Source organism: Streptomyces sp. 3211.6 (assembly GCF_003634815.1).
Classification (GTDB): domain Bacteria; phylum Actinomycetota; class Actinomycetes; order Streptomycetales; family Streptomycetaceae; genus Streptomyces; species Streptomyces katrae_A.
Genome location: NZ_RBXC01000001.1, coordinates 1,458,553 through 1,479,714, shown reverse-complemented (window position 1 = coordinate 1,479,714; position 21,162 = coordinate 1,458,553). Strand labels below are relative to the sequence as shown.

16 protein-coding genes and 1 pseudogene are annotated in these 21,162 nt (G+C 73.3%); 6 read left to right on the top strand and 11 right to left on the bottom strand.

Going from position 1 to position 21,162, the window contains the following annotated elements:
* Positions 1–4: 4 nt before the first annotated feature.
* The 6 genes from BX286_RS06875 to BX286_RS06855 form a co-directional block, all read right to left on the bottom strand.
* Entirely contained in the window at positions 5–715 is a 711-nt protein-coding gene (locus tag BX286_RS06875) for a 1-acyl-sn-glycerol-3-phosphate acyltransferase (protein WP_079424684.1), read from the bottom strand.
* 87 nt (positions 716–802) lie between these two features.
* On the bottom strand, positions 803–961 hold the full coding sequence (locus tag BX286_RS36450) for a hypothetical protein (RefSeq protein WP_167747570.1): 159 nt from the start codon (positions 959–961) through the stop codon (positions 803–805).
* A gap of 32 nt (positions 962–993) precedes the next feature.
* Positions 994–1,968 carry a cytochrome c oxidase assembly protein gene (locus BX286_RS06870; protein WP_079424682.1) on the bottom strand — a complete coding sequence of 325 codons (975 nt, stop codon included), beginning with the start codon at positions 1,966–1,968 and terminating at the stop codon, positions 994–996.
* 98 nt (positions 1,969–2,066) lie between these two features.
* Positions 2,067–3,092: a 6-phosphofructokinase gene (locus BX286_RS06865; RefSeq protein ID WP_042809885.1), complete on the bottom strand. Its 1,026-nt coding sequence runs from the start codon at positions 3,090–3,092 to the stop codon at positions 2,067–2,069.
* A 200-nt stretch (positions 3,093–3,292) separates the two neighbouring features.
* Positions 3,293–4,021, bottom strand: a complete 729-nt coding sequence (locus BX286_RS06860) for a type 1 glutamine amidotransferase (protein ID WP_079424681.1) — start codon at positions 4,019–4,021, stop codon at positions 3,293–3,295.
* A gap of 21 nt (positions 4,022–4,042) precedes the next feature.
* A complete protein-coding gene (locus BX286_RS06855) occupies positions 4,043–5,281 on the bottom strand; it encodes a MurT ligase domain-containing protein (RefSeq protein WP_079424680.1) in 1,239 nt (412 codons plus the stop codon).
* 122 nt (positions 5,282–5,403) lie between these two features.
* Here BX286_RS06855 and def point away from each other — a divergent pair, with 122 nt between their 5' ends.
* On the top strand, positions 5,404–5,958 hold the full coding sequence (gene def / locus BX286_RS06850) for a peptide deformylase (protein ID WP_100865167.1): 555 nt from the start codon (positions 5,404–5,406) through the stop codon (positions 5,956–5,958).
* Positions 5,959–5,991: 33 nt separating this feature from the next.
* Here the strand turns inward: def and BX286_RS06845 are convergent, their stop codons facing one another.
* Positions 5,992–6,642, bottom strand: a complete 651-nt coding sequence (locus BX286_RS06845; RefSeq protein WP_079424676.1) for a TetR family transcriptional regulator — start codon at positions 6,640–6,642, stop codon at positions 5,992–5,994.
* Positions 6,643–6,847: 205 nt separating this feature from the next.
* Between BX286_RS06845 and BX286_RS06840 the strand changes: the two genes are divergently transcribed.
* Positions 6,848–8,077 (top strand): acyl-CoA dehydrogenase family protein, encoded by a 1,230-nt coding sequence (locus BX286_RS06840; RefSeq protein ID WP_121014731.1) that lies wholly within the window; start codon positions 6,848–6,850, stop codon positions 8,075–8,077.
* A gap of 432 nt (positions 8,078–8,509) precedes the next feature.
* A complete protein-coding gene (locus BX286_RS06835) occupies positions 8,510–8,695 on the top strand; it encodes a DUF5999 family protein (RefSeq protein ID WP_042809879.1) in 186 nt (61 codons plus the stop codon).
* A gap of 143 nt (positions 8,696–8,838) precedes the next feature.
* Here BX286_RS06835 and BX286_RS06830 read toward each other — a convergent pair whose 3' ends face one another.
* Both BX286_RS06830 and BX286_RS06825 read right to left on the bottom strand, forming a co-directional pair.
* Complete coding sequence (locus BX286_RS06830) at positions 8,839–10,875, bottom strand: NB-ARC domain-containing protein (protein ID WP_100865168.1); 2,037 nt, start codon at positions 10,873–10,875, stop codon at positions 8,839–8,841.
* Between the two features lie 152 nt (positions 10,876–11,027).
* Positions 11,028–12,005, bottom strand: coding sequence for a fibronectin type III domain-containing protein (locus BX286_RS06825; protein WP_237292678.1), 978 nt, complete (start codon positions 12,003–12,005; stop codon positions 11,028–11,030).
* 91 nt (positions 12,006–12,096) lie between these two features.
* Between BX286_RS06825 and BX286_RS06820 the strand changes: the two are divergent.
* A pseudogene (locus BX286_RS06820) lies at positions 12,097–12,675 on the top strand (ABC transporter ATP-binding protein); the annotation flags it as partial.
* Between the two features lie 134 nt (positions 12,676–12,809).
* Complete coding sequence (locus BX286_RS06815) at positions 12,810–14,381, top strand: hypothetical protein (protein WP_121014730.1); 1,572 nt, start codon at positions 12,810–12,812, stop codon at positions 14,379–14,381.
* 22 nt (positions 14,382–14,403) lie between these two features.
* On the opposite strand, the gene BX286_RS06810 is transcribed toward BX286_RS06815, so the two are convergent.
* Both BX286_RS06810 and BX286_RS06805 read right to left on the bottom strand, forming a co-directional pair.
* Positions 14,404–18,714, bottom strand: a complete 4,311-nt coding sequence (locus BX286_RS06810) for a trypsin-like peptidase domain-containing protein (protein ID WP_121014729.1) — start codon at positions 18,712–18,714, stop codon at positions 14,404–14,406.
* Between the two features lie 9 nt (positions 18,715–18,723).
* Positions 18,724–19,074 carry a CU044_2847 family protein gene (locus BX286_RS06805; protein WP_079424664.1) on the bottom strand — a complete coding sequence of 117 codons (351 nt, stop codon included), beginning with the start codon at positions 19,072–19,074 and terminating at the stop codon, positions 18,724–18,726.
* Between the two features lie 170 nt (positions 19,075–19,244).
* Here BX286_RS06805 and BX286_RS06800 point away from each other — a divergent pair, with 170 nt between their 5' ends.
* The gene (locus tag BX286_RS06800; protein ID WP_079431585.1) at positions 19,245–20,921 is read left to right on the top strand and encodes a DUF885 domain-containing protein; all 1,677 of its coding nucleotides are present in this window, start codon (positions 19,245–19,247) and stop codon (positions 20,919–20,921) included.
* The last annotated feature ends 241 nt before the right edge of the window (positions 20,922–21,162 follow it).

Below are 21,162 nucleotides of genomic sequence, written 5' to 3'. Positions count from 1 at the left end.
AGGCTCAGCGCTTCGTGCGCCGGGCCTTCTTCCGCTCCTCCTCTTCCTCGGCCTTCACCTCGGCCGCGTACCGGTCGACGTACTCCTGGCCGGAGAGGTTCAGGATCGCGTACATGATCTCGTCGGTCACGGCGCGCAGCACCGCCCGCTCGCCCTCCATCCCCGCGTACCGGGAGAACTCCAGCGGGGCGCCGAAGCGGATCGTGACCCGCCGGATCTTCGGGAGGGTCTGGCCCGGCGGCTGGATCTCGAAGGTGCCGACCATCGCGCACGGGACGACGGGTACCCCGGCCCCCAGCGCCATCGCCGCCACGCCGACCTTGCCCTTGTAGAGCCGCCCGTCGTGCGAGCGCGTCCCCTCCGGGTAGATGCCGAGCAGCTCGCCCTTCGCCAGCACCCCGAGCCCCTCGCGCAGTGCCGCCTGCCCGGCGTCCTTGCCGGAGCGGTCCACCGGGATCTGCCCGGCGCTGCGGAAGAAGGCGGCGGTCAGCCGGCCCTTGAGCCCGGGCCCGGTGAAGTACTCGGCCTTCGCCAGGAAGGTGATCCGGCGCCTGAGGATCGCGGGCATCAGGAAGTGGTCCGAGAAGGACAGGTGGTTGCCCGCGATGATCGCGGCGCCCTCCTCGGGGATGTTCTCCAGGCCCTCGATCCGCGGCCGGAACAGCAGCCGCAGCAGGGGACCGAGCAGCACGTGCTTGAGCAGCTGGTAGAACACCCGGCGCTTCCCTTCACCCGACGGTCGGACCACGGACGGATCAGCCCTGCGGTGGCGAGGTGCGGGCCGCGCGGGCCCGGGCGGGTGTCAGGAGCCGCGGGAGGCGGCCAGGCCCAGCGTGAGCAGCCCCAGCACCACCCAGCCGAACCACAGCCAGCCGTTGCTGCCGAGGGCCACGGAGTACGTGGAGACGGCCACCAGGGCGGCGAAGGTCGTCACGGCCATCGCCTTAACGGATCCGGTCATGCCCCATGGTGGCGCGCCGAGCGGCTCCGGCGCTACTGGCCGCGCCCTTGCAGCGAGGCGAGATAGGCGTTGTACGCCTCCAGCTCCTTGTCGCCGTCCCGGTCCGCGGCCCGGTCCGAGCGCTTCGCGGCCCGCTGCTCCGAGTGGTACCACTGGTAGACCAGGGCGATCAGCACGAGCACCGAGGGGATCTCGCTGAAGGCCCAGGCGATGCCGCCGCCCCAGTGCTGGTCGTCGAGCGGGTTGATGCCCAGGGAGGCCGGCGGGTCCGCGTACGTCTTGATCATCGGCTCGCTCGCCATCATCAGGGCGATGCCGAAGAAGGCGTGGAAGGGCATGCCCGCGAAGAGCTCCAGCATCCGCATCACGTAGCCGGGGCGGTGCGGGCCCGGGTCCACGCCCATGATCGGCCAGAAGAAGATCAGGCCGACGGCGAGGAAGTGGACCATCATGCCGATGTGCCCGGCCCTGCTCTGCATCAGGAAGTCGAAGAGCGGGGTGAAGTACAGGGCGTAGAGGCTGGCGATGAACATCGGGATGGTGAACGCCGGGTGCGTGACGATCCGCATGTACCGGCTGTGCAGCAGCATCAGGAGCAGCTCGCGCGGGCCCTTGCTGCCCCGGGCGGCGGGCGGCAGCGCGCGCAGGGCCAGGGTCACCGGCGCCCCGAGCAGCACCAGGATGGGCGTGACCATGCTGATCACCATGTGCTGGACCATGTGCACGCTGAACATGACCATGCCGTAGTCGTTGAGCTTGGTGCACATCACCAGCATCACCGTCAGCACGCCGGCCACGAAGGCGACCGTCCGGCCCGGCGGCCACGCGTCCCCGCGCCGGCGCAGCCGCACCACGCCCCAGCCGTACAGGGCGAGCGCCAGCAGCGAGCCGAAGAGGAAGAACGCGTCGAAGGAGAACTCCAGACCGCGTCCGAGGGTGAACGGCGGCAGGTCCATGTTCATGTCCATATCCATGTTCATGTCCATGCCGTGACCGCTGTGGTCCATCTGTTCACTCCCTTGACTGTGGCGCCCCACCACAGTAGTGCCGCCCCCGGACGCGATCGCGTCCGGGGGCGGCCGAAGGGGTCAGAACGGGTTGAACATCACAGAACCGTCTGCGCCTCGTCGTAACGGGCGTCCGGGACGGTCTTCAAGGTCGAGGTGGCCTCGGCGAGGGGGACCATCACGATGTCCGTGCCGCGCAGGGCCGTCAGCATGCCGAACTCGCCCCGGTGCGCCGCCTCCACCGCGTGCCAGCCGAAGCGGGTGGCCAGGACCCGGTCGTAGGCGGTGGGCGTGCCGCCGCGCTGGACGTGGCCCAGGATGACCGGACGGGCCTCCTTGCCCAGGCGTCGCTCCAGCTCCACGGCCAGGATGTTGCCGATCCCGGCGAAGCGCTCGTGCCCGTACTGGTCCGTGCCGCCCTGCTGGTAGTCCATCGAGCCGGGGCGCGGCTTGGCGCCCTCGGCGACCACGACGATCGCGAACCGCTTGCCGGCCGAGAAGCGCTCGCCGACGATCGCCGTCAGCTCCTCGATGTCGAAGGGCCGCTCCGGGACCACGATGGCGTGCGCGCCGGCCGCCATGCCCGAGTGCAGAGCGATCCAGCCGGTGTGCCGGCCCATGACCTCGACGACCATCACGCGCTGGTGCGACTCGGCGGTGGTCTTCAGCCGGTCGAGGGCCTCCGTGGCCACGCCGACGGCCGTGTCGAAGCCGAAGGTGACGTCGGTGGAGGAGATGTCGTTGTCGATGGTCTTCGGCACGCCGACGATCGGCAGACCGCCCTGCGCGAGCAGGTTGGCGGCCTTGAGCGTGCCCTCGCCGCCGATCGGGATGATCGCGTCCAGGCCGAGGTCCGCGACGTGGCCGCGGGCCCGCTCCACGCCGTCGCGCAGGTGCGCGGGCTGGACGCGGGAGGAGCCGAGGATGGTGCCGCCGCGGGCCAGGATGCCGGCCACGGAGTCCAGGTCGAGCTTGCGGTAGTCGCACTCCAGCAGGCCGCGCCAGCCGTCGTGGAACCCGATGACCTCGTCCCCGTGGTCGACGACGGCGCGGTGCACGACGGAGCGGATGACGGCGTTGAGGCCGGGGCAGTCGCCACCGGAAGTGAGCACACCAATGCGCATGGCAGAGAGAACCTTTGCAACGTGGGCCGACGACCGGACCACGTCGTCCGGTTGGAACTAACCGTCACCCTACAAGCGGATTCCCACTGGACTGAACCATCCTCCACAGGAAGGACACACCAAACGGAAGATCGTACGAACGCACGTCGGCCCGGACTCCCCTGGGGGAGTCCGGGCCGGACGGCGTGCGCCGCGAGGTGCTACGCGGGCTGCGTGGCAGCCGCGATCCGCTCGGCGCGCAGCGCCTCGTACCAGCGGTCGTCTATGGCCGGCAGCGCGTTCACGTCGAGGGCCAGCTTCAGCAGCAGGTCCGCGATCAGCGGGTTGCGGGCCATGACGGGGCCGTGCATGTACGTACCGAAGACGGTGTCGTTGTACGCGCCCTCGGTGCCGTCGCCGGTGCCGTTGCCCCGGCCCAGGCGGGTGCGGGCGAAGGGCTTGGCCGTCGGGCCCAGGTGCGTGACGCCCTGGTGGTTCTCGAAGCCCGTCAGCGGCGGCAGGTTCAGACGCGGGTCGATGTCGGCGAGCACGTCGCCGACGCACCGCTCGCCCTCGCCGCGCACGGTCACGACGTCCAGCAGGCCCAGGCCCTCCTGGCGCTGGCCCATGTCGTTGACGAACTCCTTGCCGAGGATCTGGTACCCGGCGCAGACGGAGAAGACGATCGCCCCGTTCGAGACGGCGCGCTCCAGGCCGCCGTCGCGCAGCAGCCGCTCCGCGGCCAGCCGCTGCGGCCGGTCCTCGCCGCCGCCGATCAGGTAGATGTCGCCCGAGGTGGGGATGGGCTGGTCGCTGCGCACGTCCACGCGCTGCACGTCCAGGCCGCGCTGGCGTGCGCGGCGCTCCACCACGAGGGCGTTGCCCTGGTCTCCGTACGTGCTGAGCAGGTCGGGGTAGACCCACACCAGACGCAGGCTGTTGTCGCTCATGCTCTTGTCCTCTATGGGTGACTAGTTGCCGACGCGGCGGCGCACGTCCTGGAAGGCGGTGTAGTTGGCGATCAGCTCGATCTGGCCGGGCGGCGCCAGCTGCACGGCCTCGTCGAGGGTCTCGCAGACCCGGAAGTCCAGGCCGGCGACCTCCAGGCGGACGGCCAGGTCCAGCTTGCGGTCGCCGATCACGAAGATCGGGTGGCCGGCGAGCCGCGGGTAGTCCACGTCCCACAGCCAGGAGGTGTCGGTGCCGTCCGCGCCGCGGGCGTTGACCGACAGGATCACCGGAGCCGGCGGCCCGTCGATCAGCGAAAACGTTTCGAGCCAGCCGGCCGGGTTCTTCGCGAGCAGCAGGCGCAGCTCGCGGCCCTGGAAGGAGACCACGTCGTAGCGGCCGGCGACGGCCTGGACCTGGTACATGCGCTCCAGCGCGACCTGCGGGGGCACGCCGAACACGGCGGCCACGGCGGCCGAGGTGGCGGCGTTCGCCTTGTTCGCGCGGCCCGGCAGCTGGAGGTGGATCGGCCAGGCCGAGCCGTGCGGGTCCAGCACGTGGTCGCCGGAGAGCACCCAGGTCGGGGTCGGGCGGCGGAAGCCGCACTCGCCGCAGAACCAGTCGTCGCCCGGGCGCTGCATGACACCGCCGCAGGAGGGGCACGACCAGGCGTCGTCCTTCCACTCCTGGCCGGCCGCGACCCACACCACGCTCTGCGAGGAGGAGGCCGACCACACGATCAGGGGGTCGTCGCAGTTCGCGACGATGACCGCCTTGGAGCCCTCGAGCCCCTCGCGCCACTTCTCGGCGAGCATGCGGGTCTCGGCCGCTCGGTCCAGCTGGTCGCGGGAGAGGTTCAGCAGGGCGATCACCTTCGGGGTGACGTCCCGGGCCACCCCGGCGAGGTACTTCTCGTCGACCTCGATGACGCCGTACTTGGCGTCCGAGCCGCCGGCCAGGGCGGAGGTGATGCCCGCCGGCATGTTCGCGCCCAGCGCGTTCGAGACGACCGGACCGCTGGCCCGCAGGGCCTCGGCGATCAGACGGGTCGTCGTGGTCTTGCCGTTCGTCGCGGAGACGAGGACGACATCGAGATGCTGCGCCAGCGCGCCGAGAAGATCGGGGTCCAGCCTGAGCGCGACCTTGCCGCCGATCACCGATCCGCTTCCGCGTCCCGCGGCCCGCGACACCGCCGCCGCGGCCTTGCCCGCCGTCACGGCCAGCTTGGCCCGCGGCGAAAGCGGCTCCGTGTTGCCTGCCATCGTCCTCTGTCCTCCTAGCGTCGGTCGCCCCAGCCTATCCAGTACCGGCCGGAGCCTTGACCGCGGCGCCCCCGGTCAGCCGCGGATCTCCTCATATATTCGCCCGTCGTACCCTTACGGCCATGCGACAGCGCCCCATCCCCGGTACCACCGGACTCGTCCGCACCATGAGCCTGCTGGGTGATCCGGTACTCCATTCCGCCTGCGCGGAGGTGACCGCCTTCGGCCCCGAACTCGACCGGCTCATCGAGGACATGTTCGCCACGATGTACGCCGCCCAGGGGGTCGGCCTCGCCGCGAACCAGATCGGGATCGGGCAGCGGGTCTTCGTCTACGACTGCCCCGACGACGATGACGTCCGCCACGTGGGACACGTCGTCAACCCGCGTCTGGTCGAGGCCGACGGGGACGAGTTCGTCGGCCCCGAGGGCTGTCTGTCGCTGCCCGGCCTGGAGGCGGGCACCGCCCGGTTCGACCGTGCGGTCGTCGAAGGGGTCACCTCGGACGGCAGCCCGGTGCGCATCGAGGGCACCGGGTTCTTCGCCCGCTGCCTCCAGCACGAGTGCGACCACCTCGACGGCACCGTCTACGCGGACCGGGTGACCGGTCTGCGCGCCCGCCTGCTGCGCCGGGCCATCCGCAAGACCTCCTGGGGCCGGGAGGCCGGGCAGCGGTAGCCCGGCCGGCCGGCCGCCTACGGGCCGGGCCGGTCAGAAGCCCGGGCCGTCCTCGCGGTTGCCGGCCGTGGCCAGGCGGCCCCAGAGCAGGTCGGTGAGGCCGGCCACCAGATCGGCCCGGGCGCACGGGCGTTCGCCGAGCCACCAGTCCCCGGCGGCGTGCATCATGCCGACGATGCCGTGCCCCCAGATCCGGGCGAGCTGTTCGCCGCCGGGGCCGAGGTCGACGCGCTCGCCCACCACCTTCGCCAGCTCCTCGCCGAGCCGGCGCAGCAGCGGGGCGGAGTGCAGGCCGACGTCGAAGCCGCGCTCGGAGCTCTGCGAGTCCTCGGCGGGGTGCATCAGGAACCGGTACACCTGGGGGCGGGCCTCGATGGCGGCGAGGTAGGTGTCGAGGGTGGACTCCACCCGGCTGCGGCGCTCGGCGGGGGCGTCGAGCGCGGCCCGCAGCGAGTCGAGCAGGGCGTCGGTGTGCCGGACGGCCAGGGCCTGGTAGAGCCCCGCCTTGTCGCCGAAGTGGCGGTAGAGGATGGGCTTGGTGATGCCCGCCTCCGCCGCGATGGCGTTCATGGAGGCCTTGGGGCCGTCCCTGAGGACGACGCGGTCCGCCGCCTCGAGGAGCTCGCGCCGTCGGCGCTCTCCGGCTCCCGGCTCTCCGGCTCCGGCCTCCTGGGTGCTCTGCATGACGTGTTTCTCTCCCCGCCCTTGCGATGTGCGTGACGCCCACGCAACGTAACACCCCGCACACCCTGCCGTTCGATCCGGCGGCGCTTGACAGTGCTTACCGGCCGGTAACAGACTGTGGCCCTTGTTGATGTTACCGGCAGTAACTCGCGCGGCGGGTCTACCGGATGTGGCCACACGGCCGTGTGAAGCAGCTGGAGGGGACATGGCGGAGTTCACCATGGAGCTCAACGACGACCAGAGGCAGGTCCGCGACTGGATCCACGGCTTCGCCGCCGACGTGATCCGGCCCGCGGCCGCGGAGTGGGACGAGCGCGAGGAGACCCCCTGGCCGGTGATCCAGGAGGCGGCCAAGGTCGGCATCTACTCGCTGGACTTCTACGCCCAGCAGTTCTTCGACCCGACCGGCCTGGGCATCCCGATGGCCATGGAGGAGCTCTTCTGGGGCGACGCCGGCATCGCCCTGTCGATCGTGGGCACCGGCCTCGCGGCCATCGGCGTCCTCGCCAACGGCACCGAGGAGCAGATCGGCACCTGGATCCCGCAGATGTACGGCACCCCGGACGACGTGAAGGTCGCGGCCTTCTGCTCCTCCGAGCCGGACGCCGGCTCCGACGTCGGCGCGATGCGCACCCGGGCCGTCTACGACCAGGCCAAGGACGAGTGGGTGCTGAACGGCACCAAGACCTGGGCCACCAACGGCGGCATCGCCAACGTCCACATCGTCGTCGCCGTGGTGGACCCCGAGCTCGGCACCAAGGGCCACGCCTCCTTCATCGTCCCGCCGGGCACCGCCGGGCTCTCGCAGGGCCAGAAGTTCAAGAAGCACGGCATCCGCGCCTCGCACACCGCCGAGGTGGTCCTGGAGGACGTGCGGATCCCCGGCTCCTGCCTGCTCGGCGGCAAGGAGAAGCTCGACGAACGGCTCGCGCGGGCCCGGGAGAAGGCGAAGGCGGGCGGCGGCGAGCGGTTGAAGAACGCCGCCATGGCCACCTTCGAGGCCTCCCGGCCGGCCGTCGGCGCGATGGCGGTCGGCACCGCCCGGGCCGCGTACGAGGTCGCCCTCGACTACGCGAAGACCCGCACCCAGTTCGGCCGCCCGATCATCGACAACCAGGGCGTGGCCTTCCAGCTCGCGGACATGCGCACGCAGATCGACGCGGCGCGGCTGCTGGTGTGGCGGGCGTCGTGGATGGCGGTCGCGGGCAAGCCGTTCACCTCGGCGGAGGGGTCGATGTCGAAGCTCTACGCGAGCGAGGTGGCGAAGAAGGTCACCGCCCAGGCGGTCCAGATCCTCGGCGGCAACGGCTTCACCCGGGAGTACCCGGTGGAGCGGATGCACCGGGACGCGGCGATATACACGATCTTCGAGGGCACGAGCGAGATCCAGCGCCTGGTGATCGCCCGGACCCTCTCCGGCATGCCGATCCGCTAGCCGCGGCTTTACGGGGCCGGGGGCGCAGCCGCCCCCGGCAACCCCGGGCTGCGCCCCGCCCCCCCCCCCGCCCTGCCGGGCTGTGTCCCGTTCGGGGTGTGTCGGGGGGTTGGCCGGGGCTGTGTGCGGTGTGGGTGGGGGTGGGGTGGGGGGTGTGATGCGTGCCACTTGGGGGGTGGGGGAGTTGGGGTGATCATCCCGGTTTGGCGGGGCGTTCGGCCCGGGATTGCGGGGTGGTGGGGGGCTGGCGGGCGGAGAAGATCCGGATAGCGGGCATGAGCGCATGGTGAGCGGGCATACACACCCTGAACTCGACCTCGAATACGGGTTCCGTCCGGGGGCGGCGATCAGTAATACTCGCCGCCACCGTGGATCGCGGAATCGACCGGGTGACCACCGGCCCTCCCGCCCCACACTGCGAGGAGGTGCGCCATGTGCTCTCACCAGCCCCCCTGCCCGCCCGCCGACAGCGCCGACCGTGACGCTGCCCGCACCGTGGCCTTCCATCCCGAACAGGGCTGGAGCCTGCTCTGCAACGGCGTGGTGGTCTTCGACGACACCGGGGAACTGCTCCCCGAAGGCCGGACGGTGGAACCCCGTCGCCCGGCCCTGGTCTGAGCGAGGAGGCAGCATGCGCCAGCAGCTGATCCGCAAGCCCGTCCCCAAGCCCGCCCCCCGAGACCTGGATCTGCGCACACCGTCGGGCAGACCCCTCCCGTACTGACGGGAGCTCCTGGATTACGCCGTCCACCGGCTGGGAGTCAGCCGGTGGGCGTCGCCGCGCCACCGCGGAACGCGCTCTCGTACGCCGCGTCCCCGATCGCCGCCCTGGCCTGCCGCTCGCCCTGGTCCCGCAGGGCCGTCAGCGAGGGCGAGCCCATCTGCGGCCGGCCCACCGTGCGCCACCAGGCGTGCCCGGTGCCCAGCAGTCGCGCCGCCAGTTCCCCGTCGCCCAGGCCGGCCACCGCCGCGGCGAGCATGTCCAGGCCGAGCGCGATGCCGAAGCGGTCGTTCAGCAGCCGCTTGCCGGACAGCATCGCCCGTACGTGCCGGGCGGCCTCCGCGTGCCGGCCCAGCCCGAGCGCCGAGACGGCCAGCACGTAGTCCGCGTACGCCCGCATCCAGCGCTCGCCCAGCTCCACGCAGGCCGTGCGCAGCCCCTCCGCCTCCTCGGCGGCCTCCTCGAAGCGCCCGAGGTCGCACAGGGCGTACGCGCTCACCAGCTGGCACAGCAGCCACCCCGCCCCGCTGCCCTCGCCGCCGTGGCCCGCCCGCGCCGGGGGGCCCGCCAGCGCGAGCGCCCGTACGGGGTCGCCCGGCATCAGCAGCGACACCGACCGCAGGTAGGCGGCGCGCAGCCGCCCCTCGGGGTCGCCGTGCGCCTCGGCGGCCCGCACGGACGCGATCCCCGTCAGCCGGGCGGCCCCCAGGTCGCCCTGGAGCAGCATCGTCAGCCCGAGCGCCCACAGCGCCTGGGCGTGCTCGGCGCCCGTCGGCGGGACCTGGGCCAGGGCCCGTTCCAGGAAGCCCCGGCCCTCCTGGAGGTGGCCGCAGGAGAACCAGAAGAACCACAGGGCCCCGGCCATCCCCAGGGCCGCGCCGGGGTCCGTCCCGAGCAGGTGCTCCAGGGCGGTGCGCAGCTGGGCGTGCTCGGCGCTCATCCTGCGGTACCAGTCCACCTGCCCCGGCCCCATCCAGTCCTGTTCGGCGGCCCTGGCGAGGGCGGCGTACCAGTGGGCGTGGCGGTCCGCGACGGTCCGTACCTCGTCCAGCTCCACCAGCCAGTCGTGGCCGAACTCGCGGATGGTGTCCAGCATCCGGTAGCGGGTCCCCGTCCCCCGCTCGCGCGACCGGCGCACGACGGATTTGGCGACCAGCCCCTCCAGCAGCCGCTCCACCCGCGCCGCGGGCAGGGGGCCGCCCGCGCACACCGTGCGGGCGGCGGCCGCGTCGAAGTCCCCGGCGAACACCGACAGCCGGGCCCACAGCAGCCGCTCCAGCGGCTCGCACAGTTCGTGGCTCCACCCGATGGCGGTCCGCAGGGTCCGGTGCCGGGCCGGCAGCGCGGCGCGGCCGGTGTCGGCGAGCACGTCGAAGCGGGCGCCCAGCAGGTGTGCCATCCGCTCCAGGGACCACAGCCGCAGCCGGGCCCCGGCCAGTTCCAGCGCGAGCGGGATGCCGTCCAGGCGGCGGCAGACCTCGGCCGCGAGGGCGGCCCGGGCGGGGTCGGCGAGGGCGGCGGCGGCCTGCGGCGAGGCGGCCCGCGCGTGGGCCCGGAAGAGGACGAGGGCGTCGCTGTCGGGTCCCTCGCAGGGCAGGGGCCGGACCTCCAGCACGGCCTCGCCGGGGGAGCCGAGCCGTTCGCGGGAGGTGACCAGCACCGTCAGGCCGGGTGCGGACTGCAGGAGTTCGCCCACCAGGTGCCGGACGGGGGTCACCAGGTGCTCGCAGGTGTCGAGGACCAGGAGCAGGGATTTGTCGGCCATCCACGCGCACAGTTCCTCGTCGAGGGACTGCCCGGCGTGGGCGGCGACGCCGACGGTCAGGCCGAGGGTGTGCGCGAGGGTGGTGGTGAGGAGCCCGGGGTCGCGCAGCGGGGAGAGCTCCACCCACCAGACCCCGTCGGGCCGGGCCCGGCCGGGGCGGGCGGCGGCCCGCAGCGCGAGCCGGGACTTGCCGACTCCGCCCACCCCGGTCAGGGTGATGAGTCTTCGCTGGTCCAGCAGGCCGTCGAGGCGGTCGAGTTCGGCCTCGCGGCCGACGAAGCCCGCCGTATCCGGCGGTAGGTTTCCCGGCACGGCGCCAGATTCTGACGCATGGTCGCCACTGCTGGCACCTGCCTGACCGTGGTTGACCGAGTACTCACCGAACACGCTTGTATTGTGCGCGATCTTCTTGCGCGGCAGTGCCGTTCGGCCAGGATCGGCGGTGGCGGTCCGGCCGGACGGTGTCAGCCGGGGAGCGTGATGCGCCGCTCCTGTGAGAAGGCGCCCCAGTTGCCGTCGGGCAGGCGGGCGCGGAGTTTCAGCGCCCATACGGTGCCGGCCGGTTCGGTCGTGGTGAGGCGGTAGGAGGCACGGCCCGTCGGGACGGCTCCGGCACCGAACTGGATGACCGTGACGGGCCGGTCGTTGACGTAGAGCTGGTACTCGCTCGTCTCGCGGCCGGTGTCGGGGGCGGTCCAGCCCAGCTCGACCGTGCCCGGGGAGACGTCCGCGGTGAAGGCGCCGGGGGCGGTGCCGGGGCCCTGGGCGGGGTCGGCGGGGGTGGTCAGGGCGACCGCCGGGCCGTCCGGGGAGCTGTTGTCGGAGCCGTCGCGGGCCCGGACGGTGAAGGAGTAGGCGGTGCCGGGCTGGAGGCCGGTGAGGGTGGTGGAGTTCTCGGCGGCGCCGGACGTGTGGATCCGGATCCCGCTCTGGTAGACGTCGTACGCCGTCACTCCGGTGTCGTCCGCGGCCGGGGTCCAGCTCAGGCGGACCGCCCGGGGGCCCTCGGCGCGGCCGGTGGTGGCGGGCGGGGCGGTGGGCGGACGGTGGTCCTCGGGCTGGGCGGCGGGGGTGGTGGCCCGGGCGGCGGGGGCCGCGGCGGAGCGGTTCCCGGCGGCGTCGCGGGCCCGGACGGTGAAGGAGTGGGCGGTCTGCGGGGTGAGCCCGGTGACGTCCACCATGGTCTTCTCGGCGGGGAGTTCCCGGACCAGCAGGCCGTCCTGGAAGACCTGGTAGCCGGTGACCCCGTCGGCGGGGGTGGCCGACTCCCACATCACGTGGACCGAAGTGGCGCTGCCCGCCTGGGCGGTGAGCCCGCCGGGGGCGTGCGGGGGTGTGGTGTCGCCGTCCGCCCCGCACGCCGTCAGCGCGGGGGCGGCCAGGCAGAGGGCGAGGGCCGCGAGTACCGCCCCGGCGCGGCGCGGGGCCGTGATGGGTCGCACGGGGTGCCTTCCTCGAACGTGCTCTCGTAAAGGTCTAGACATATATGGCACGGGCGGGGGCGGCCGGACAAGACCCCGGTGGCCGGGAACCGGCGAAGCCCTCGGCCTGCTCGGGCCCAGCGGCTGCGGCAAGTCCACCCTGGCCCGGGTCGCCGCCCTGCTGCACCGGCCCGACCGGGGGACGGTGCTGCTCGACGGCCGCGCGGTGACCGGCTTCCGGCACCGGGCTCCGCGCTCCCTGCGCACCAGCGTGGGTGTGGTCTTCCAGCAGCCCCGGCTCTCGGCGGACCCCCGCCTCAGGCTGCGCGACCTCGTCGCGGAACCGCTCCGCGCCACGGGCCGTCGTCAGGAGGCGGACGCGGCCGTGGAAGCCCTGGCCGGCCGGGTCGGTCTCGGGGCGGACCTCCTCGCCCGGCGCCCCCACGAGGTCAGCGACGGCCAGCTGCAGCGCGCCTGCCTGGCCCGGGCGCTGGTGCTGCGGCCGCGCTGGCTGGTCTGCGACGAGATGACGGCCATGCTCGACGCCTCCACCACGGCCGCCCTCGTCGGTGTGGTCGAGGAGTACCGCAGCGGGACCGGAGCCGGTCTGCTGGCCGTCGGACACGATCCGGTGCTGCTCGGCCGCTGGTGCGACCGCACGGTGAACTGGAGCGATGTGGCGGGCGGTTGACCCGGCCGACTGTTGCGCGTACGTGAATCATCCCTCCCTCCCATGGACTCCTCGGGCGGTGCGATCTAGCGTCTGGCGGCGGCGCGATGTCAGACGTGATGTCAACAGCACTGCAAGAGAAGGAGGACGCCCGGATGTTCCGAAGAGCGCTGAACTGCGCCGTGGTCCCCGCCATCGCCGCCCTGACGGTACTGGCGGGTACCAGCTCCCCGGCCCGGGCCGAGGAGATCCCCCAGGCCCCCGGCCACCGCCTGGTCAGCCACTACGAGGGCGCCCCCGCGACCGCCGTCCCGCTGCCGGGCGCGGCCCCGCCGCAGCACCCCTTCCTCGCGCCCAACGGCCGCAGCGGCATGCATTCCGACGCGGGCGGCAGCGCCACCTCCCCGTGGTCCGGGCCGCTCGGCAGGAACCCGCGGGTCACCAGTGAGAAGATCGCCGCGCTCGGCGGGGAGTGCGCCACCGCCACCTTCGACGCGGGCGGCCGCATCGTCACCGTCTGCGGCACCTTCTCCGGCTTCAAGGTCAAGCTCCTGGAGCCCCGTACGCTCGCCACGCTCGCGGAGTACCAGCTCCCGCAGCGTTCCTCGACGGTCGAGGCGATCACCTCGCTCGACTTCTCGAAGATCTTCAAGGACACCTCCGGCGGCGCCTACTTCTACCTCGACAACGAGGACCGCGCGGTGCTGGCCGACTCCCGCCAGCACGTCCTGCGCCTGGCCCACTCCCAGAACCCCGACGGGACCTGGAGGTTCACGGTCGCCGACGACTGGGACCTCACCGGCCAGGTCCCGCACGACTGCGTCGGCTGGACCAACCTGTGGCCCAGCGGCACCTGCGACCCCGTCACCTCGGTCATGCCCGACTGGAACGGCCTCATCTGGTGGGTCACCCGCCAGGGCCGCGTCGGCACCGTGGACCCGGCGACCTCGCGGATCCGTTCCATCCGGCTGGAGGGCGAGGAGATCCAGAACTCCTTCTCGGTCGCCGAAGACGGGGTCTCGATCGTCAGCGACCACGCCCTCTACGGCTTCCGCGCCACCGCCGACGGCACCCCCGAGGCGCAGTGGCGCCAGACGTACGACCGGGGGACCGGGACCAAGCCCGGCTCCGTGAACCAGGGTTCGGGCACCACCCCCGACCTCTTCGGCGACGGCTACGTGGCCATCACCGACAACGCCGACGACCGGATGAACGTCCTGGTCTACCGCCGGGGCACCGACGTCCCCGCCGACCGGCGGCTGGTCTGCAAGGTGCCCGTCTTCGGACACGGCGCCTCCACCACCGACAACTCCCTGATCACCTGGGGCAACAGCATCGTCGTCGAGAACAACTACGGCTATGAGAACGTCACCTCGCTGCTGCTGGGCAAGTCCGTCGTCGGCGGAGTCAGCCGCATCGACGTGCGCCCCGACGGCAGCGGCTGCGACACGGTCTGGCAGAGCGCGATCCGCTCCCCGTCCGTGGTCCCCAAGCTCTCCACCGGCAACGGGCTGCTCTACTTCTACGAGAAGGAGCCCAACTCCTGGGGCATCGACGCCTGGTACCTCACGGCGGTGGACTTCCGCACCGGTGAGCGCCGCTGGCGGCAGCTGACGGGCACCGGCCCGCTCTACGACAACAACTGGGCGCCGATCACCCTCGGCCCCGACGGCACGGCCTACGTCGGCGTGTTCAACGGCATCGTCGCCGTCCGCGACGGCGGCTGACCCCGCCGCCGCCTGCGCGGGCTCACCCCTTGAGGCCCGCGCAGGCGTCGGAGCGGGAGCCCGGGGGCAGGAGCCGCCGCTCGCCGTCCGTGAAGGGACGCGAGGCCAGTCGGCATGCCCGGGCGCGCCAGGCCTCCGGGTCCAGGGGCAGTACCTGCACGGTGGAGCCGTCCATCCAGGCGAGCCGCCGGCCGTCCGCCGACCAGTCGACGGTGCCGCCGTAGCCGGGGGTGAAGTGGTACTTTTCGGCGCCTCGGGCCAGGTCCCAGAAGGTGAAGGAGTTGACCGTGCCGAACGTGCTCAGCGTGGATGCGTCGGGGAAGCCGTTCAGCCACCGGGTGCCCTGATAGGCGAGGGTCCTCGTCGGTTCCTTCCCCTCCACGTCCCGGATCTGAAGGCGTCCGTCCTTGGTGAGGACCGCCAGCTTCCGGCCGCTCGGGTCGAAGAGCATCTGGCTGACGTAACCGTCCTCCTCCTTGAACGGGATGGTGTCGGCCGTGCCCTTCTCGAAGTCCCAGATCTGGATCCGGTCTCCCGGAGCACGGACCGCGGCCTGGTGGTGACCGGGGCGGGCCGCGGCGAAGACGGAGGCGGCGGCCGTCGACACGTCGATCGGGTCCTGGAGCGGCGGCCGGTACGTCTCACCCGCCGCCCTGCCGGTCTTCAGGTCCCAGCGGGACACGTAGGAGACGGCCGATACCAGGGCATGGTCGTCGCCGTCGAACGAGACGACGACCCAGGCCGGTGTGCGGCCCGTGCGGGGGTCCGCTCGCGACGGGTCGATGCCGGGGGGAGCGGGCAGGGCGAGGCGGCGCACCTCGGTGAGAGGGGGGCCGTCCGCCCCCTTCAGGTCCCACACCAGGACCCCGAGGCCGTCGGCGGTGACGGTCAGCAGCCGTTTGCCGTCGGGGCTGAACGACGCGTAGAGCCGCGCGAGCGGGGCCGAGGGACGCAGGGCCGCGAGCTGGCGGCGCGTCGTCAGGTCCCACAGGCGCAGGGTCCCGCCGTCCGCGTCGACACTGGCGACCCGGTTGTGGTCCACGTCCACGGTGCGGATCAGGCTCGTGAGCATGGCACTGTCGAAGCCGGTCGGCCGCGGCACCTCCGCCACGACGATCGTGCCCGCCGCGCTGATCGCCACCTTCATCGCCTCGGGAGGTCCGGCGAGGCTGATCGCCGGCAGCGTCGCGGAACCCGCGACGAACTCGTCCTGCTGCGTGGCGGCGGGCAGGTCGAGCGTGGCGGGCAGCCCTTCCTGGAGGTCCAGCACCAGGCACCGGTACCGGCCCAGGCTCCCCCCGAACCGCTGCGCCGGGTTGAGCAGGAAGCGCCCGGTCCGGTCGAGCCGGGGCACGAACAGCGGGCAGACCAGGCCCAGCTGGCCGGTGCTGTACTGCCTCTTCACCTTCGGCTCACCGGCCAGGTCCCAGGCCTGGAGGACACCGTCCGCAGTGCACCGGACGAGGGTGGAGCCGTCAGCGCTGACCGTGACCGGGCCGGTCTCCTGGGTGCCCCAGGACTGCTCGTCGAGGCGGCCGTCGGAGAGCTGCCAGCGCACGAGCCTGCCGCTCGCCCCGGCGGCCGCTCCTTCCCGGACGATCCGGCCGATCACGGTGTCGCCGTCCGGCCCGAACCAGGCGTTCGAGACGGTCCAGCCCGAGGGCGGGGTGAGCGTGGCCCCGACCCTCGTTCCCTGGACCGCCTCCCACACCGAGACGCCCTCCGCCGGGATGGCCGCGAGCAGCCGTTGCCCCGAGGCGTCGAAGCGTAGGTCGTCGGCCGGCCGGGCGTTGTCCCGGACCTGCTCGGCACCCCGCAGCTTCACCGTCCGCCAGCTGTCGTCGGCCTGACGGATGCCCACCGTGATGACGCCATGGGGGCTGGAGGCCGCGGCGGTGCGGCCGTCCCCGGTGGCGGTCACCAGCCGGGTCGTGCCCTCCCGGAGGTTGGACAGGCGCGGCGGTCCCGTGCCGAGGTCGGCGCCCAGGACGTCGCCGGAGGAGAGGCCGATGGTGACGTGCCGGCCGTCCTCGCTGAGGATTGTGTTCCGGACCTCGCCCCTGCCCTCCAGCGCGATCCGGTCGACCTGCCGCATCCGCACGTACTGCTCGAACAGGGCCGTCTGCGCCTCCGGCTGCGGGGACGTGCGGTACGCGGCCGCGCTCATCAGGGCCGAGGTACCGAGCGAGACGTCGTCCAGCCGGGCCGCCAGCTGGGCCAGCTGCGGGGAGGCACCGCGCCTCAGGTCCTCGTCGAGTCTGCCGTTCGCCCCGTAGAGCTTCCAGGAGGCGACGAGGGTGGCGACCAGCGCGAGGCTCAGTACGACGACGCCCGCCCGCTTCAGCCGCCCGGCCCGCCGGGCCTGAGCCGCCTCCTCCGTGCGCCGGGCCACGCTCGCCCGCAGGAACTCCCGCTCCTGTGCGGAGAGTTCCTCGCCCCGGGTCGCGGTCTGTGCGACGGCGGTGTCGAGCGGGGCACCCGTCAGCAGCTGGTCCCGGGGCTCGCCCAGCGCGTGCCAGCGGTCGAGGTCGTGGCGCAGTCCGGCGCGCCAGGTCAGGAACTGCCGGTCCCGCGCCACCTGCCGGGCCAGGGTGGGCCAGGCACCGATCAGCGCCTCGTGCGCCAGCTCCACGGTCTGGCCGCGCTCCGGATCCCCGCCGACGACCAGGATCCGCCGCTGCGCCAGCCGGCCGGCGATCCGCCAGCGCTCCTCCCCGGCCTCGGCCCGGCCCAGCACCCCGCGCAGCGGGGCCTCGCTCCCCGGCAGCAGCCTGACCAGCGCGGTCAGCAGCCTCAGGGCCTCCTCCCGGTCCGCCTCCCCGACGCACTCGCGCCAGGCGGCCTCCGCGTGCCGGCCCAGCGCCCCCCGGACCCCGCCGATCTCCTCGTACGAGTCGAACCGCAGCCGCCCCAGGGCCTGCTCGTCCCAGAGCCGGGCCAGGACGAATCCCAGCAGCGGCAGGGCGCCGGGCTCGGTGCCGGCGTCGTCCAGCATCCGGGCGACCAGGCCGGGATCGTACGAGACGGAGGGGACCCGGGCGAGCGGACGCAGGATCACCTCGGACATCTGGGCGCGGGTCATGGGCAGCAGCGCCCGGACGTCGGCCCGGGCCAGGGCCGGGCCCAGGACGGGGTGCGCCACGGCCGCGTCCGTGAAGTCGGTCCGGAGCGTGAGGAGCACCCGCAGTCCGGGGGGATGCGGATCGGGGAAGAGCAGCCCCACCCCGTCGTCGCCCCCGCGCCGCGGGCCGGCCAGGACGGCCTCGGCCTGGTCGAGCACGACGAGCAGCCGTCCGGCGCGCCCGTCGCCCAGGGCCAGCCGCGCGGCGACCGGCAGGCCGTGCCGGGTCAGGGACTCCTCCAGCTCCCGCAGCGCCGCCGGGCCGGCGTGCCGTCGCGGCCGGGCCAGCCGGGCGAGCTCGGCCGCGAGGGCGGTGCGCACCGGGAGCCCGTCGGCGGCCCGTACCACCAGCACCTCGTGGCCCCGGGCCCGCAGCCGGGGTGCCACGCCGGCCAGGGCCAGCGAGGACTTCCCGCAGCCCGAGGGGCCGATCAGGGCCACGCAGGGGCGGGGGCCGGAGTTCAGGAGGGCGGTGACGTCGGCGGCCTCGGCGTCCCGGCCGAAGTACACCGCCGCGTCGGCCTCCCGGTAGGTCTCCAGGCCCCGGAAGGGGGAGGCCGGGGTGAGGACGGGGGTGAGGGCGGGGACCTCCGCGAGCAGGGTCCGGGTGGGGATCATGAAGCTCTGGCGGGTTCCCGAGAGCTGGGCGGCCACGACCATGCCGACGACGGCCCCGGCCCGCTCGTCCCAGACGGGGCTGCCGCTGAACCCCTTGTCCACGGGGACGCCCTGCCGGTCGGCGCCGGAGAGCTGTACCCACCCCTCGGCCGTGGGGCCGCGCAGCCGTCCGGCGTGCCAGACGCCGCCGGGGGAGGAGGCGGGGAAGCCCGCCACCCGCACCGGGTGCTCCCACACCCCGGGCGGCGAGGCCATGGCCAGCGGGGTCGCGCCCGGGACCGGGGCCGCCAGCCGCAGGACCGCGATGTCCCCGGTGCCGTCGTCCCGCAGCGGGACCCAGTGCGCCACCTCCGCCGGGGTACTGCCCGGGCTGCCGGACAGGGGCCGGTCGAGGGTCAGTGCGCCGGCCGGGGCCGCGGCCAGTCCCCGCTCCAGCCCCAGCGCGTCGGCGACGACGTGGGCGCAGGTCAGAGCCAGGTCCGCGGCCACGAGGAAGCCGACGCCGCCGACCGCCCCGTCGGGACCGGTGACGCGGACGACGGCGGAGCCCAGCGCGGCGTCGGCGTTCGCCGGGCCGCCGCTCCCGGTGGTCATCCCCCGCCCCTACGGTGTGTCGCGGGGGGTCCGGGAGTTCCAGGTCAGCGTGACCGAGAAGTTGGCCTCGGTCGTGGTGCTCGCGATCACGATGTCCGCCTCGGCCGACAGGGACACCCCGAATTCCAGGGTGATCTCGTCCGGCCGGTGGGCCATCCCGCCGAGGCGGCTGACGAAGCTGTCGGCGACCGGCCGGATGCCGTCCACCATGTCCCCGAAGGAGCGCGAAGCCCGCGCCACCGCGCCGCCGCCGCGCCCGACCCGCGCCAGCGATTCGTCGACCTCACGTATCTGCACCCGTAAGACCCCGTCGGTGCCGTCCCCGAGCGGGACCTCGACCGTACGCACGTCGGTACCCATGCCGACCACCCTCCCCGTCGCCCAGCGGCTCGGTGTCCTTGCAACTCTTTCACGCCGGAGGGGAGTCGGGGCAAGACCGAGGAGCATGTGCGCCGGGGATGGCCGAAACCGACCTGGCGGGCCGGTTCGACTGGATCATGGTGGGCGTCGGCTTGGGCCAGGATGTCGGCATGACGGATGAAACGATCACCGCACGGGCCATCGCCGACCGCCACCTCGACCAGGTGGCCGCGCACGATCCATTGGAGGCCGCCTGGCTCGGCCTGCACCCGGGCGACGCCCGGCAACCGGATCTCTCCCCCGAGGGGTTCGAATCGCTCGCCGACATCGCCCGGGGCACCCTGGCCGCACTCGGCACCGTTCCCACCGGCGACGACCCTGCGGACCGGTCCTGCGCGCGGCTGCTCCGCGAGCGCCTCACCGCCGGGCTGGCCCTGCACGACTCCGGCGAGAACTTCCGCCAACTGCGCAACATCGGTGCGCACGTTCACCACGTACGGGACATCTTCACCTTCATGCCGACCGCCACCGACGACGACTGGGCGGCGGTGGCCGGGCGCATGCGCAACCTGCCCGCCGCGCTCGACGGGTACCGCGCGACGCTCACCGAGGGGATATCCCGCCGGCTGCTCGCCGCGCCACGCCAGGCCATCGCAGTCGTCGACCAGCTCACCGCCTGGACGGGCGAAGGCACCGGCGGCGCGGGGTGGTTCGCCGACTTCGTCTCCCCCGGCCCCGAACGGCTGCGCGGCGAACTGGACGCCGCCGCCCACCGGGCCACCGCGGCCGTCGCCGGGTTCCGCGACTGGCTGCGCGACACCTATGCGCCGGCCACCGTCGGAACCCCGGACGCCGTCGGGCGGGAACGCTACCGGCTCGCCGTGCGCCACCACACCGGCGCCGATCTCGACCTGGACGAGGCCTACGCCTGGGCCTGGAGCGAGTTCCACCGCACCAACGCCGAGATGCGCGCCGAGGCCGAACGCGTGCTTCCCGGGGCGGGAGTCCGGGAGGCCATGCACCACCTGGAGCGGCACGGGCACGCGGTCGAGGGCGCGGAAGCGATCCGCGACTGGCTGCAGCAGCTCATGGACCGGGCGATCACCGCCCTCGACGGCGCCCACTTCGACATCTCCGGCCCCCTGCGCCGGGTCGAGTCCCTGATCGCGCCGGCCGGCAGCGCCGCGGCACCGTACTACTCAGGCCCCAGTCTGGACTTCAGCCGACCGGGCCGCACCTACTTCCCCACCCTCGGCCGCGACACCTTCCCGACCTGGCAGCTCGTCAGCGTCTGGTACCACGAAGGCGTCCCCGGACACCACCTGCAACTCGCCCAGTGGGTCGCCCACTCCGAGCGGCTCAGCCGCTACCAGACCACGCTGGGCATGGTCAGCGCCAACATCGAGGGCTGGGCCCTGTACGCCGAAAGACTCATGGACGACCTGGGCTTCCTCACCGACCCCGCCCACCGTCTCGGCTTCCTCGACGAGCAAATGCTGCGCACCATCCGGGTGATCATCGACATCGGCATGCACCTGGGCCTCTCCATCCCCGCCGATGCCGGCTTCCACCCCGGCGAGCGCTGGACTCCCGAACTCGCCACCGAGTTCATGGCCACGTACAACGGCAGCCCCGCCGAACTGCGCGACAGCGAGATCGTGCGATACCTCGGCTGGCCCGGCCAGGCCATCGGCTACAAACTCGGTGAACGTGCCTGGCTGCGGGGACGCGAAGCCGCCCGCAGCCGGCAAGGCGCCGCGTTCGACCTCAAGACCTGGCACATGAAGGCGCTCGCCCAGGGCTCGCTCGGCCTCGACGACCTGGTCGGCCAACTCGCCGCACTTTAGGACCAGCGGCGGCGACGGGCCCCGTCCCACAGGACGGCCCTCCTTCGGGACGGGGCCCGCTCGCTCTCGCCGCCGGGAAGAACGTGCCGGACCCTACACGGCGGACTCCAGCTGCCGCTCGTGCTCCTGCGACTCCCGCGGCCCCGGCGCGGCCGGGGCCGGGGACCGGACCAGGTCGGGGCCGGCCTCCAGAAAACGGGCGGTGCGCAGTGCGGTGACGACGGCCCCCTGCGGCCCCGGA